The sequence below is a fragment of the Vreelandella aquamarina genome (assembly GCF_044805175.1).
In the GTDB taxonomy this organism is placed as follows: domain Bacteria; phylum Pseudomonadota; class Gammaproteobacteria; order Pseudomonadales; family Halomonadaceae; genus Vreelandella; species Vreelandella aquamarina_B.
This window is the reverse complement of the sequence record NZ_CP085232.1, coordinates 1,774,623-1,789,357: the sequence shown is the minus strand read 5'-3', so window position 1 is coordinate 1,789,357 and position 14,735 is coordinate 1,774,623. Positions and strand designations below refer to the sequence as shown.

The following is a 14,735-nucleotide window of genomic DNA, read 5'->3' as shown; positions in this document are numbered from 1 at the left end:
GTATGAACGAATTTTTACGCCAACTTCCCAAGGTCGAGCTCCACTTGCATATTGAGGGCTCGCTAGAGCCGGAGCTGATGTTTGCGCTTGCTGCCCGCAACGGTATCGAGCTGCCCTATGCATCCGTCGATGAAGCCAAGGCAGCCTACGATTTTGAAGACCTTCAAGGCTTTCTGAACCTCTATTATCAAGGGATGGGCGTACTACGCAACGAACAGGATTTCTATGACCTTGCCATGGACTACTTCAAGCGTGCACGGGAGGAAGGGGTGCTGCATATCGATATGCACTTTGACCCTCAAGCGCACCTCCAGCGTGGCGTTCCTTTAGAGGTAGTAATGGCAGGGCTACTGCGTGCTAAAGAAGAGGCGAAGGCCTCGCTGGACTTAACGGTGGGTATGATTATGGCGTTCCTGAGGGACCGTCCCGCCGAAGAAGCGCTTCATGTATTAGAGCAAGCAGCTCCCTATTGGAAGTTTCTCGATGCCATCGGGCTGGATAGTGCAGAGAGGGATAATCCACCGGCTAAGTTCCAAAAGCTTTTTGCGCGTGCCAAAGAGATTGGTTTAGTGCGCGTTGCTCATGCTGGTGAAGAGGGGCCGGCAGAGTACATTGCTGAAGCCCTTGATTTGCTTGATGTACAGCGCATCGACCATGGAGTGCGCTGTTTGGAAAGTGATGAAGTTGTTAAGCGATTGCGCGATCAGCAGACTGTACTGACTGTCTGCCCACTATCGAATGTTAGTCTGAAGGTGGTGGAGCAGTTAAGTGACCATCCGCTGCCCAAGCTCTTGTCGGAGGGCCTCAAAGTAACGATTAGTTCCGATGACCCAGCCTACTTTGGGGGTGGGCTGCTGGAGAATCATATTGCCTGTGCTCAGGCATTTGGTTGGGAGGCTGAAACCTTTCGCTTACTGAACCGCTATGCCATTGAAGAGGCTTTCGTTGATGAGCCTAGGCGCCAAGAACTGCTTCAACGTCTTGCTGCTTCTTAATACAACACCGCCGACAATATTGTCGGCGGTGTATCTTCTAGGGTAGGGCCGGTACCTCAAATGCTGGCATTTCACCCGTCAAGGTGTGCAAGAATGCAGTGATATCATCGATTGTAGCTTCATCAAACTCCCGTCCTAGCATCTCTTGCCCCATTACAGCGACAGCCTCTTCCAGGGTTGGCGTCGCGCCATTGTTCATATAGGGGTAGGTAACTGCTACATTGCGTAGCGAGGGTGTGCGGAAGCGGTATTTGTCACTTTCTTCTCCTGTGACTACATAGCGCCCCAGATCCTTCGAGCCTGGCACTTGTATGGCATGGAACTGACTGTCGGTAAAATTCGGCCCACGGTGGCAAGCAATGCAGCCATTATCCACAAAGGCAACCATGCCGTTTTTGGCTTGTTCACTAATAGCATCCATGTCTCCGCGCAAGTAGCGATCAAAAGGCGCGTCGGGAGTGTTCAATGTCCGTTGGAATGCAGCGAGTGCCTTGGCTAAATTATCAGCGCTGATCGGATCTTCCTGGTCAGGGTAGGCAGCTGAGAATTTATTCTGGTACAGGTCGAACTCAGCTAAGCGCTCTAAGGCATGATCTAGCTGCATGGCCATTTCAACATCTGCCTGAATAGGGCCTAGGGCCTGCCCTTCAAGGTCGGGCTCTCTGCCATCCCAGAACTGAGCATCCAAAAAGCCGCTGTTTAATACAGTGGGTGTATTGCGCTCCCCGACCTGCCCATTGTGTCCAACGGCACGTGGGATTCGGTCCGACCATCCCAGCGCTGGGTTATGGCAGGTAGCACAGCTGATGACACCACTTGACGAAATGCGCGGCTCGAAGAAAAGCATATTGCCTAGTTCGACCTTCTCATCCGTTTGCGAGTTGTCAGCAGGTAAAGGTGGTAAGTGTGGCAAAGGCTCAAATCTCTGGCGATAGTCCTCCAGGCCATCGCTCGCTTGTGCTGCGCTAGTAGCAAACAGCAGTGTCACTCCTATTGCTGATAACACATCAATTCTTTTATGCATGGTTCCCCTCTCATCTAGGTCTTTTTCAACGCCCACGCCTGCAAATACTGATTTTTAGGCGTCAGTATTAGCTTAAAAAAAGCTAGGTTTTAGAAGGTTGCGCTGGGTCAAACGTTAAGCCTTTTTTGTGATTGCTCTGCTCAAAGAGTAATTCCAAAAAAAGTGTTGACGTGCGGAGTTAAATACGTAAAATACGCACACATCGAACGGCAACGCCCTTCGAAAGCTCTTTAACAATTTGATCAGGTAATTCATGTGGGCGCTTGCCGATGAGGGTGATAAATCACCAAAACATCAAGGCAAGCGACTCGTCAAACAGGCTTCGGCCTAATGAATGAATTCGTTTGACCCTTGAGCCAAGTTTGGTTCGCTTCTGTTGCTACGGTGACAGGCAAGAACCGCATAGATCTTAAACTGAAGAGTTTGATCATGGCTCAGATTGAACGCTGGCGGCAGGCCTAACACATGCAAGTCGAGCGGTAACAGATCCAGCTTGCTGGATGCTGACGAGCGGCGGACGGGTGAGTAATGCATAGGAATCTGCCCGATAGTGGGGGATAACCTGGGGAAACCCAGGCTAATACCGCATACGTCCTACGGGAGAAAGGGGGCTCCGGCTCCCGCTATCGGATGAGCCTATGTCGGATTAGCTAGTTGGTGAGGTAACGGCTCACCAAGGCGACGATCCGTAGCTGGTCTGAGAGGATGATCAGCCACATCGGGACTGAGACACGGCCCGAACTCCTACGGGAGGCAGCAGTGGGGAATATTGGACAATGGGCGCAAGCCTGATCCAGCCATGCCGCGTGTGTGAAGAAGGCCCTCGGGTTGTAAAGCACTTTCAGCGAGGAAGAACGCCTAGCGGTTAATACCCGCTAGGAAAGACATCACTCGCAGAAGAAGCACCGGCTAACTCCGTGCCAGCAGCCGCGGTAATACGGAGGGTGCGAGCGTTAATCGGAATTACTGGGCGTAAAGCGCGCGTAGGTGGCTTGATAAGCCGGTTGTGAAAGCCCCGGGCTCAACCTGGGAACGGCATCCGGAACTGTCAAGCTAGAGTGCAGGAGAGGAAGGTAGAATTCCCGGTGTAGCGGTGAAATGCGTAGAGATCGGGAGGAATACCAGTGGCGAAGGCGGCCTTCTGGACTGACACTGACACTGAGGTGCGAAAGCGTGGGTAGCAAACAGGATTAGATACCCTGGTAGTCCACGCCGTAAACGATGTCGACCAGCCGTTGGGTGCCTAGCGCACTTTGTGGCGAAGTTAACGCGATAAGTCGACCGCCTGGGGAGTACGGCCGCAAGGTTAAAACTCAAATGAATTGACGGGGGCCCGCACAAGCGGTGGAGCATGTGGTTTAATTCGATGCAACGCGAAGAACCTTACCTACTCTTGACATCCTGCGAATTCGGTAGAGATACCTTAGTGCCTTCGGGAACGCAGAGACAGGTGCTGCATGGCTGTCGTCAGCTCGTGTTGTGAAATGTTGGGTTAAGTCCCGTAACGAGCGCAACCCTTGTCCTTATTTGCCAGCGCGTAATGGCGGGAACTCTAAGGAGACTGCCGGTGACAAACCGGAGGAAGGTGGGGACGACGTCAAGTCATCATGGCCCTTACGAGTAGGGCTACACACGTGCTACAATGGTCGGTACAAAGGGTTGCGAGCTCGCGAGAGTCAGCCAATCCCGAAAAGCCGATCTCAGTCCGGATCGGAGTCTGCAACTCGACTCCGTGAAGTCGGAATCGCTAGTAATCGTAGATCAGAATGCTACGGTGAATACGTTCCCGGGCCTTGTACACACCGCCCGTCACACCATGGGAGTGGACTGCACCAGAAGTGGTTAGCCTAACGCAAGAGGGCGATCACCACGGTGTGGTTCATGACTGGGGTGAAGTCGTAACAAGGTAGCCGTAGGGGAACCTGCGGCTGGATCACCTCCTTAATCGATGACTCATCCTCGCGGTAAGCGCTCACAATGAATTACCTGATCAGATAGTAGAGCAAACGGTTTACGCACGATCCCCTCTTGGGTCTGTAGCTCAGTTGGTTAGAGCGCACCCCTGATAAGGGTGAGGTCGGCAGTTCAAGTCTGCCCAGACCCACCAAATTGACTCATCGCTGCCATCTTTATGATTCGCATGACTCGTTATGCGCACCATAAAAGGTGTTGTGCTGAGTGAAATTACCGAGAGGTCAGTGTGGTCAGATGGGGCCATAGCTCAGCTGGGAGAGCGCCTGCCTTGCACGCAGGAGGTCAGCGGTTCGATCCCGCTTGGCTCCACCATTCCATAAACTGTTTGTTGTTTCGTGACCACTGATAAGTCGAACGTACCAGCGTCGCTTTATCACTGTTCACTGAACAGTCGCTCTTTAACAATGTATATCATGCTGACATGAACGTTTTTTAAAAACGTTCATACGTAAATTGTTAAGTGATACGTCTCAAGCGTATCCGGCAATCGTTATCATTGCGCGATACCAGACCCCTTCGGGTTATAGGGTCAAGCAATGAAGCGCACACGGTGGATGCCTAGGCAGCCAGAGGCGATGAAAGACGTGGTAGCCTGCGATAAGGTTCGGTGAGGTGGCAAACAACCTGTGACCCGGACATCTCTGAATGGGGAAACCCACTCAGCACCAGCTGAGTATCCTACGCTGAATATATAGGCGTAGGAGGCGAACCAGGGGAACTGAAACATCTAAGTACCCTGAGGAAAAGAAATCAACCGAGATTCCCCTAGTAGCGGCGAGCGAACGGGGACCAGCCCTTAAGCGTGTGACGGATTAGGCGAACGTGCTGGGAAGCACGGCCATAGCGGGTGATAGCCCCGTAGCCGAAAATCTGATCACGTGAAATCGAGTAGGTCGGGGCACGAGAAACCTTGACTGAAGACGGGGGGACCATCCTCCAAGGCTAAATACTCCTGGCTGACCGATAGTGAACCAGTACCGTGAGGGAAAGGCGAAAAGAACCCCGGAGAGGGGAGTGAAATAGATCCTGAAACCGTGTGCGTACAAGCAGTAGGAGCGGACTTTGTTCCGTGACTGCGTACCTTTTGTATAATGGGTCAGCGACTTATATTCAGTGGCGAGGTTAACCGTATAGGGGAGCCGTAGGGAAACCGAGTCTTAACTGGGCGACACAGTCGCTGGATATAGACCCGAAACCGAGCGATCTATCCATGAGCAGGGTGAAGGTTGAGTAACATCAACTGGAGGCCCGAACCAGGATCTGTTGAAAAAGATTTGGATGACTTGTGGATCGGAGTGAAAGGCTAATCAAGCTCGGAGATAGCTGGTTCTCCTCGAAAGCTATTTAGGTAGCGCCTCACGTATCACCACCGGGGGTAGAGCACTGTTTCGGCTAGGGGGTCATCCCGACTTACCAACCCGAGGCAAACTCCGAATACCGGTGAGTGCCAGCGTGGGAGACACACGGCGGGTGCTAACGTCCGTCGTGAAAAGGGAAACAACCCAGACCGTCAGCTAAGGTCCCCAAATCCTGGTTAAGTGGGAAACGATGTGGGAAGGCTCAGACAGCTAGGAGGTTGGCTTAGAAGCAGCCATCCTTTAAAGAAAGCGTAATAGCTCACTAGTCGAGTCGGCCTGCGCGGAAGATGTAACGGGGCTAAACCAGGTACCGAAGCTACGGGTTCATCCTCTGGATGAGCGGTAGAGGAGCGTCGTGTAAGCCAATGAAGGTGTGTTGAGAAGCATGCTGGAGGTATCACGAGTGCGAATGCTGACATGAGTAACGATAAAGGGAGTGAAAAACTCCCTCGCCGGAAGACCAAGGGTTTCTGTTCGACGCTAATCGGAGCAGAGTGAGTCGGCCCCTAAGGCGAGGCCGAAAGGCGTAGTCGATGGGAAACGGGTCAATATTCCCGTACCGGACATGATTGCGATGGGGGGACGGAGAAGGCTAGGTGAGCCAGGCGTTGGTTGTCCTGGTGAAAGTCAGTAGGCTGGTGTCTTAGGTAAATCCGGGACGCCAAGGCCGAGAGACGAGACGAAGACACCCCGGTGTCGAAGTCATTGATGCCACGCTTCCAGGAAAAGCCTCTAAGCTTCAGATCATGTGCGACCGTACCCCAAACCGACACAGGTGGTCAGGGTGAGAATCCCAAGGCGCTTGAGAGAACTCGGGTGAAGGAACTAGGCAAAATGGTGCCGTAACTTCGGGAGAAGGCACGCCGGCGTAGGGTAAGGGAACTTGCTTCCTCAGCCCGAACCGGTCGAAGATACCAGGTGGCTGCAACTGTTTAGTAAAAACACAGCACTCTGCTAACGCGCAAGCGGACGTATAGGGTGTGACGCCTGCCCGGTGCCGGAAGGTTAAGTGATGGTGTTAGGCCTCGGCCGAAGCTCTTGATCGAAGCCCCGGTAAACGGCGGCCGTAACTATAACGGTCCTAAGGTAGCGAAATTCCTTGTCGGGTAAGTTCCGACCTGCACGAATGGCGTAATGATGGCCACGCTGTCTCCACCCGAGACTCAGTGAAATTGAAATCGCCGTGAAGATGCGGTGTACCCGCGGCTAGACGGAAAGACCCCGTGAACCTTTACTATAGCTTCACACTGGACGCTGATGTTGCCTGTGTAGGATAGCTGGGAGGCTTGGAAACCCGGACGCCAGTTCGGGTGGAGCCAACCTTGAAATACCAGCCTGGCATCATTGGCGTTCTCACTCAGGTCCGTGATCCGGATCGAGGACAGTGTGTGGTGGGTAGTTTGACTGGGGCGGTCTCCTCCCAAAGCGTAACGGAGGAGCACGAAGGTACCCTCAGCACGGTCGGACATCGTGCAATGAGTGCAAGAGCATAAGGGTGCTTGACTGCGAGACAGACACGTCGAGCAGGTGCGAAAGCAGGTTCTAGTGATCCGGTGGTTCTGTATGGAAGGGCCATCGCTCAACGGATAAAAGGTACTCCGGGGATAACAGGCTGATACCGCCCAAGAGTTCACATCGACGGCGGTGTTTGGCACCTCGATGTCGGCTCATCACATCCTGGGGCTGAAGTCGGTCCCAAGGGTATGGCTGTTCGCCATTTAAAGTGGTACGCGAGCTGGGTTTAGAACGTCGTGAGACAGTTCGGTCCCTATCTGCCGTGGGCGTTGGATGTTTGAGAAGAGCTGCTCCTAGTACGAGAGGACCGGAGTGGACGACCCTCTGGTGTTCCGGTTGTCACGCCAGTGGCATTGCCGGGTAGCTATGGTCGGACGGGATAACCGCTGAAGGCATCTAAGCGGGAAGCCCCCTTCAAGATGAGACATCCCCGAGGCCGTGAGCCTCCTAAAGGGCCCAGCGAGACCAGCTGGTCGATAGGCACGGTGTGGAAGCGCTGCAAGGCGTTGAGCTAACGTGTACTAATGGCCCGTGAGGCTTGACCCTATAACACCCAAGGGGTCTGGGCGCAGTGATAACGATCGAGTGGACAGCCACTCAGAACACCGGATACGCACGCGCAAGCCAAGGCTTGCCAAAGAGACGATCACCTAACACAGCATGATATGCATTACCTGTTACGCCTGACGACCATAGCACGCGTGAACCACCTGATCCCATGCCGAACTCAGCAGTGAAACCGCTTAGCGCCGATGGTAGTGTGGGGTCTCCCCATGCGAGAGTAGGTCATCGTCAGGCACCTATTTTGCAAACCACCCAGCCAACCGGTTGGGTGATTTGTTTGCACCCAACAAAAGCCCCGAGCACACCGTGCTCGGGGCTTTTTGCTTTCTGAAAGAGACGTGACATAAAAGAAGCAAGTAGCAAAATAAACCCTAGCCAATCAGCTAGGGTTATGAACAAGTATTCGGAAGAAGCGGAAGCTAATCGCGGTGATGCTGACAGATACCGCCTGCCCAGGTTTCATAAATGGCACGGTCATCGGCGAGCATCATGAGTGCGAATAAGCGCTCACCTAAGGTGGTGCAACGACTAATGCGGCGTCCAAGTAGTGGGGTCGCTTGTGGATCGATAACCACAAAATCTGCTTCATAAGAGGGGGCAAGCTGGCCAATGTGGCTGTCTAAAGAGAGTGCTTTGGCATTGCCATGAGTCAAGCCATAAAAACCTTGCCAGGCGGTAAGCGGCTGCCTGCGCAGTTGGCCCACTTGGTAAGCGCTTTTCAAGGTGCCGAACCCCGAGAGGTCCGTACCTGCGCCAATATCACTGGCATAGGTAAAAGCCATGCCAGTCTCTCTCGCAGCTTCCCGATCAAAAAGTCCGCTGCCAAGAAAGAGATTGGAGCTAGGGCAGAATGCGATATTGGCTCCTCGCTCGGCCAAGCGTTTACGCATACCGTTATCGAGGTGAATGCCATGGGCAAACGTGCTGCGTGGGCCTACAAGTCCCGCCTCTTCATAAACCGATAGATAGTCTCTGCTACCAGGAAATAGCTCAGCGACCCAGTCTAATTCGCCAGTGTTTTCCGCTAGGTGGGTTTGTAGCCAGAGGGTGAAATCGTTACGCAGCAGCGCACCAGCGGCATCCATTTGTGTTTTAGTAGATGTCGGTGCAAACCGTGGCGTTACGCTGTAACCTAAACGCTGCTTACCGTGCCAGTCTTCAATTAAACGCTCGGTATCTGTAATACCTGTTGCACCATCCATCAAAGCGTCAGGTGCATTACGATCCATCAAGACTTTGCCCACCAACATACGCAGCTGGCGTTTTTGGCAGGCTGTAAAAAAAGCATCTACCGAGCCTGGGTGGCTGGAGCCGAACACTTGTGCTGTCGTTGTGCCTGCACGGAGCATTTCGTCTAGAAAGGCATTAGAAAGTGCCTCTGCATGGGCGTGGCTGGCAAACCGGCACTCTTCGGGAAAAGTGTAGTCATTTAGCCAGTCCAGTAGCTGACGGCCATATGAAGCCATGATGTCTAGCTGGACATAGTGGACGTGGGTATCAATAAACCCAGGCATAATCAGTTTGCCACGATAATCGAGCACCTGGCTGTCTGGCGGTAGCTGGTCGATGAGCTCGGAGTAGTGGCCAGCCGCCTGGATATGTCCATTTTTAAGCCATAAGAGACCGTCGCCGTAGTGCTCAAGGCTACCCGGTTGAGGCAAGTTATCGTCACCTGGGTCGCGGGCAAAACTCACTAGTTCCGCGCGAATGAGTGTGTCGGTAGAAGTCATATTAGCTCGGATGTGTCGCAGTATCGTTGAATAAAGAGCGCAGTGCAGCGGGTTCAAGTCCGCGGGTTTGGTGATCAATGGGTTGGTCAGTTAGCCATAAAAGCTCGGTAACCACGGTCATTGCAATCACATAGGGCGTTTTATTGCTGAGTTTGGTGTCGTGGATAGTGCCGATAGGGCAGCGCACACGCTGGATCTCGTCGGGTTTAAAACCGTCACGCTTTAAGCGGCTTTGGAAACTAGCCCATTTGCTATCAGAGCCGATCAGTCCGATGGAGGCTATGTCTTTGCGCTTGAGTAGTTCGGTGATCAGTGCATAGTCTTCGTCGTGGTTGTGAGTCATCACCAGTGCGTGGGAGTATGCAGGGAGTGCTAATACGCTTGCTTTGGGGCTGTCCAGTGTGTGGCAGCTTAGGCGGGGCTGTTGAGTATCTTGCTCGATAAAAACATCAGCACGGCTATCGTACCAATCGAGGCGCCAGGGTAACGGAGCACTGAGTTTGATAATCTCGCGCCCCACATGTCCTGCTCCAAAGAGCGCAATATGGCTGGAGAAGCCAGGAAACACTTCCAGTAGCACATTCACAAAGCCGCCGCAGCATTGCCCGCTGCGGCCTCCTAGCGAAAATGCCTCTAAGTGGAAGCCAACGCGCCCTTGCTGTAAAAAATCCCGAGCGGCGCTAATGGTTTGCCACTCAAACGTGCCACCCCCTAGCGTATCGAAAATGGCATCGGCAGTGATTACCATGCGCGCACCCGGTTCTCGGGGAGTCGAACCTGCGCTAGTGACCTGGGTTGCCAGCACATGAGGAGTACCGCTGCGCTGCAAGCGGTGCAGCGCAGCATGCCATGTTTCAGGCGACTGCGTCATAACGCTTTATTCCTAATAGCGTTAGCTGCCAGCATGACTCGTTCAGGAGTGGCTGGCGTATCCAGGTGGGGAGAGATGCGGTAATCCGTTAGGCTGGCAAGCGCATCCCGTAGCGCAGACCACACGCAAATGCCCAGCATAAAGGGCGGCTCTCCCACGGCTTTTGAACGGTAAAGGCTTGCCATTGAGTTTGGGTGGCCCTCAAGCAGCTCGACATTGAATACTTTAGGCAAGTCGCCAAAAGTAGGGATTTTATAGGTAGCAGGACCGTCGCTGACAAGCACCCCTTTGGCGTTCCACTTTAGCTCTTCGCTAGTCAGCCAGCCCATGCCCTGGATAAACCCACCTTCTACTTGGCCAATATCAATAGCAGGGTTTAGCGAGTTGCCAACATCGTGAAGGACATCGACACGGTCAACCAGATACTCCCCGCTAAGCGTATCAACGCTTACTTCGGCCACTGCTGCACCAAATGCGTAGTAGTAAAAAGGCCGACCTTGCCCTGTTGCCCGGTTGTAATGAATCAGCGGCGTGGCATAAAAGCCTTTTTCGGAAAGCGAAATACGGTTCAAGTAGGCAGTTTGAATGAGCTCACCCCATGGAATGCGCCGTTCACTCTCACCGATGCCGGCAATCAGCATACCGTTTTCTAACCGCATGCCTTCTCTGTCTAGCCCACCCTCAAAGTGTCCTGCTGCAAAATCAAACAGCCGCTCACGAAGTTTGCTTGCGGCATCGCGTGCTGCCATACCGTTTAGGTCGGCACCGCTCGATGCAGCAGTGGGCGAGGTGTTGGGAACTTTGTCCGTGCGAGTGGCGCTAATACGCACGCTGTCCAAATCTAGGCCAAGCTCACGGGCGACCACTTGGCAAATCTTGGTATGTAGCCCCTGGCCCATTTCTGTGCCGCCGTGGTTAATCATGATGCTGCCGTCGGTATATACATGCAGCAGCGCGCCCGCTTGATTAAGGTGTTGGGCGGTGAAAGAGATCCCGAACTTGACGGGAGTCAGTGCGAGCCCTTTTTTAATAACAGGGCTTGCCGCATTGTAGTCCCGAATGTGTTGTCGGCGTGCCCAGTAGTCGCTGTTCGTTTCCAGGGTATCCACTAGCGTATGCAGCAGCTGTTTTTGATCTACCTGCTGGCCGTAGTGGGTAGTATCCCGCCCCTCACGGTAAAAGTTGCGCTTACGAATCGTTAGCGGATCTTCACCAACGCGGCGGGCGATATCATCCATCGCCGCTTCAATAATCATCATCCCCTGGGGGCCACCAAAACCACGAAAGGCGGTATTTGACGCTGTATGAGTCTTGGCACGATGGCCGGTAACTCGTGCATCCCCTAACGAGTAGGCGTTATCCGCATGAAACATCGCGCGGTCTACGATGGCATCGGACAGGTCCGGCGAGTAGCCACAGTCACCGATGATAGTTATATCGCCGCCTTGGATGACGCCCTGGGTATCAATCGCCAACTGGTAACGGTTATGAAAAGGGTGGCGCTTGCCGGTGGCACGCATGTCTTCGCTGCGTGGCAGGCGAAGCCGTGTGGCTTTGCCGGTGCGGCGTGCAATGATGGCGGCAATGCAGGCCCAAGGCGATGCCTGGGTCTCTTTACCGCCAAAGCCGCCGCCCATGCGGCGAACCTCTACTGTAACAGCATGGAAAGGAATACCGAGCACTTCCGCTACTAACTTTTGGGTCTCGCTGGGGTGCTGGTTAGAGGTATGAACCATCACCCCTTCATCTTCCGTAGGTACCACAATGCACGCTTGGCCCTCGAGATAGAAGTGCTCCTGCCCACCGATAAATAGCTCGCCTTCTATAGTTTGTTCGGCTTGCTGCAAGGTGGCTTGCCAATCCCCACGCGCTTGTACGTGGGTAGGGCGCACCACCTCATGGCGCTCGGCAGCGGCTACGGGATCCAGGCTTGCCGGTTGCTCATCGATATGCAGTGTGGCCAGCTTAACGGCTTGGCGAGCTGCCTGTAGGGAAGTAGCAGCAACCGCAAATAAACACTGCCCTGCGTAGCTGATCTCCTGCTCGACAAAAATGGGGTCGCCGGGAAAAACGGGGCCAATATCCGTATGGCCTGGCACATCATGGAACGTAATCACATCGACCACGCCAGGAGCCTGCCTGACGGCGTCGAGTTCCAGTTTCGTTAGCGTGCCGTGGGCGACGGGAGAGAGCCCGAGCGCTACATGCAGGGCATCTTGGGGTGTTTTAAGATCGTCAATATAGGCGGCTTTGCCGGTAACGTGTTTTTCAGCGCTTTCATGGAAGCTGGAAGCGCCGGCTTGGCGCTGCCCATTGCTATCCACCGTATGGCGGGCAAGAGGGCCGGAGCCTTGAATGTGATCATGCAGTTCGCGGCGGGCGCGGCTGCTGTCGCCATCAAGCTTAGTGAGCGTACGCATGGAGCATCACCTCCTGAGTGGGAGCCGAAAGCGATAGGTAAAGACGTTCAAGCAGGTTGGCTGCCACCTGCTGGCGATATTGCTGGCTGCCCCGAACATCACTCATGGGCTGAAACTCTTCGGCCAGTGCCCGCTGCGCCGCCTGAAAGCCCTCTTTGGTAATGGGCTGCCCCGCTAGCGCGGCTTCCGCTTTATTGGCTCGTTTGGGGATTGCTGCCATGCCACCAAAGGCGATACGAACGTCCTGCATAACACCATCGCTGACACGGTAATGAAAAGCCCCCAGCACGGCGGATATATCGTCTTCACGGCGCTTGGAGAGTTTCCATACTTTAAGCATGGCATGATCCACCAGTCGCGGAATGAAAATTCGGCTAACGACTTCATCCACTGCCAGGGCCGTTTTCTTATAATCCAGGAAAAAGTCGCAAAGCGGCAGCTGCCGGGTGCCATCCTGGTTAGCCAACTCTACCCAAGCGTCTAGCGCCAGCAGGACGGGCGGAGTGTCGCCAATGGGCGAAGCATTGGCAATATTGCCCCCTAGGGTGCCCCGGTTACGCACCTGCTGCGAGCCTAATCGATGAAGCAAGTGGGCGAATGCCGGGTAGTGAGCCTCCAGCAGCGGTTCTAGCTGTGAATAGGTGACGCCAGCGCCTATCCACCAACCAGGCTGCCCGTTGAAGGTGGCCTCTTCAGTATGGCGCAGCTCATCGACCTGGGTTACATCAATGAGTTGGCTGAGTTGCGCAAGGCGCTGGGTGTTTTCAAGCCATAAATCCGTTGCACCGGCAACAAGACGCGCTGAAGGATGGCGCCGCCGTAGCGCGGTAAGTTCGCCAAGCGTGGTGGGCTGGGCAAAAAACGCTGAGTCGTTTGTATCTGCATCAGGAAGTGAAAGCGACGGACTGTTGGAGAGGCTAGCATCGAACCACTGCGGTGTATCCCAAGGAGAGTTTTGCATACCCAGGGCCGCATCGCGGATAGGTCGATATCCGGTGCAGCGGCATAAGTTTCCCCCTAGCGCCGCCTCAAGCCGCTCTGGGGTTAGGGGGGCAGGACGCTGTTGCTGGTTGGTATATAGCGTAAACAGCGACATCACAATACCAGGGGTGCAGAAGCCACACTGGCTGCCATGGCACTCCACCATGGCGCGTTGCGCTGGATGAAGCTCCCCTTTGGCGGCTAAGCCCTCTACGGTGATCAAGTGCTGGCCGTGCAACTGGTGGGCAGGTGTAATGCACGCATTCAAGCTCATAACGTGCGGCTCTTTATCGCTTTTAATAGTGACGGTGCACGCACCGCAGTCACCTGATGCACAGCCCTCTTTTGTGCCTGTCATCCCCAAATGATCGCGTAACAGCGTTAAAATACTGGTGTCGGGGGGCACATGACACTGGGTTAGGGTGCCATTGAGCAAAAACTCAATTGTCGCCATACCAATCTCCGTTATGATTGTTCTGACCGATCGGTCAATAACGTTGAGCTTGGGACAAAACAGCACACCTTGCAAGTGTTTGTTAGATGAGATGTTGTATGCACTATAAGCGTGCCGTTTGCATTTAAAATGCACGTTTTTGAGGCGCGGCGAAGTGCGTGAAAGCACGCTGCAAAGCTTATGAAAGGAGCTTACTGAATGACGGCTGATACCGCTAACCAGGAAAATGCCAGCAGGGATCGTATTGAACAGACCATATTAAGCGCTGCGGAGCAGGTGTTTTCACAACATGGTTACCGTGGTGCCAGCCTTCAGGCCATTGCAGACCAAGCCAAGCTGCCTAAGGCCAATATCCTGTATTACATGGGAAACAAGCAGGCGCTTTATGTCCGCTTGCTGAACCGCATGATGAGCCGTTGGAATGCGGTGTTAGAAGATATCACGGTTGATAGCGACCCGGGAAAGGTACTCAGCGATTTTATACGCACCAAAATGGTGCTTGGGCAACGCTACCCCGAGGGGTCAAAACTCTTTGCTGCAGAGATACTCGCGGGCGCACCTTTCTTGAAAGAGTACTTGTCAGGTGAATTAAAAGAGTGGGTGGCGTCACGAGCAGCGATTATTCGCCAGTGGTCTGAGCAGGGTAAGATGGATGATATCGACCCGCGCTGGCTGATTTTTTTGATTTGGTCAGCGACTCAGCACTACACCGAATATAGCGCCCAAGTTACCGGCATCCTTGGCGGGGAGGCGCTGGACGAGGAGGAGTTGGAGTCTATTTGCCAGTTCCTGGAACACGTTATTTTGAAGGGGTGCGGTATTACCCCTTCTATGATTAAAGAATATTGA

At 53.9% G+C, this 14,735-nt stretch carries 7 protein-coding genes, 2 tRNA genes and 3 rRNA genes; 7 read left to right on the top strand and 5 right to left on the bottom strand.

The genetic code is table 11. The features are described from left to right. The first annotated feature begins 2 nt into the window (after nt 1-2). The gene (locus LG300_RS08500; protein ID WP_404374479.1) at nt 3-995 is read left to right on the top strand and encodes an adenosine deaminase; all 993 of its coding nucleotides are present in this window, start codon (nt 3-5) and stop codon (nt 993-995) included. 37 nt (nt 996-1,032) lie between these two features. On the opposite strand, the gene LG300_RS08495 is transcribed toward LG300_RS08500, so the two are convergent. After that, nucleotides 1,033-2,019 (bottom strand): cytochrome-c peroxidase, encoded by a 987-nt coding sequence (locus LG300_RS08495; RefSeq protein ID WP_404377949.1) that lies wholly within the window; start codon nt 2,017-2,019, stop codon nt 1,033-1,035. 411 nt (nt 2,020-2,430) lie between these two features. Here LG300_RS08495 and LG300_RS08490 point away from each other — a divergent pair. From LG300_RS08490 to rrf, 5 genes are all read left to right on the top strand, one after another. Continuing rightward, a 16S ribosomal RNA gene (locus tag LG300_RS08490) occupies nt 2,431-3,963 on the top strand. 86 nt (nt 3,964-4,049) lie between these two features. Next, nucleotides 4,050-4,126, top strand: a tRNA-Ile gene (locus LG300_RS08485). A gap of 103 nt (nt 4,127-4,229) precedes the next feature. After that, nucleotides 4,230-4,305: transfer RNA gene (locus LG300_RS08480), tRNA-Ala, on the top strand. A 215-nt stretch (nt 4,306-4,520) separates the two neighbouring features. Continuing rightward, a 23S ribosomal RNA gene (locus LG300_RS08475) occupies nt 4,521-7,412 on the top strand. A gap of 136 nt (nt 7,413-7,548) precedes the next feature. Continuing rightward, nucleotides 7,549-7,664 (top strand): 5S ribosomal RNA (gene rrf / locus LG300_RS08470). The 16S, 23S and 5S rRNA genes sit together here with 2 tRNA genes alongside, the layout of an rRNA operon. A 185-nt stretch (nt 7,665-7,849) precedes the next feature. On the opposite strand, the gene guaD is transcribed toward rrf, so the two are convergent. The 4 genes from guaD to xdhA are packed head-to-tail and all read right to left on the bottom strand — an operon-like array spanning nt 7,850 to nt 13,886. Further along, nucleotides 7,850-9,160: a guanine deaminase gene (gene guaD, locus LG300_RS08465; protein ID WP_404377948.1), complete on the bottom strand. Its 1,311-nt coding sequence runs from the start codon at nt 9,158-9,160 to the stop codon at nt 7,850-7,852. A 1-nt stretch (nt 9,161) separates the two neighbouring features. Beyond that, complete coding sequence (gene xdhC / locus LG300_RS08460; RefSeq protein ID WP_404377947.1) at nt 9,162-10,031, bottom strand: xanthine dehydrogenase accessory protein XdhC; 870 nt, start codon at nt 10,029-10,031, stop codon at nt 9,162-9,164. Further along, nucleotides 10,028-12,451: a xanthine dehydrogenase molybdopterin binding subunit gene (xdhB, locus tag LG300_RS08455; protein WP_404377946.1), complete on the bottom strand. Its 2,424-nt coding sequence runs from the start codon at nt 12,449-12,451 to the stop codon at nt 10,028-10,030. The genes xdhC and xdhB overlap by 4 nt, the downstream gene beginning before the upstream one ends. Then, nucleotides 12,435-13,886: a xanthine dehydrogenase small subunit gene (xdhA, locus tag LG300_RS08450; RefSeq protein ID WP_404377945.1), complete on the bottom strand. Its 1,452-nt coding sequence runs from the start codon at nt 13,884-13,886 to the stop codon at nt 12,435-12,437. Before xdhA ends, xdhB begins: the two co-directional genes overlap by 17 nt. Nucleotides 13,887-14,084: 198 nt before the next feature. Between xdhA and LG300_RS08445 the strand changes: the two genes are divergently transcribed. Next, on the top strand, nt 14,085-14,735 hold the full coding sequence (locus tag LG300_RS08445) for a TetR family transcriptional regulator C-terminal domain-containing protein (RefSeq protein WP_404377944.1): 651 nt from the start codon (nt 14,085-14,087) through the stop codon (nt 14,733-14,735).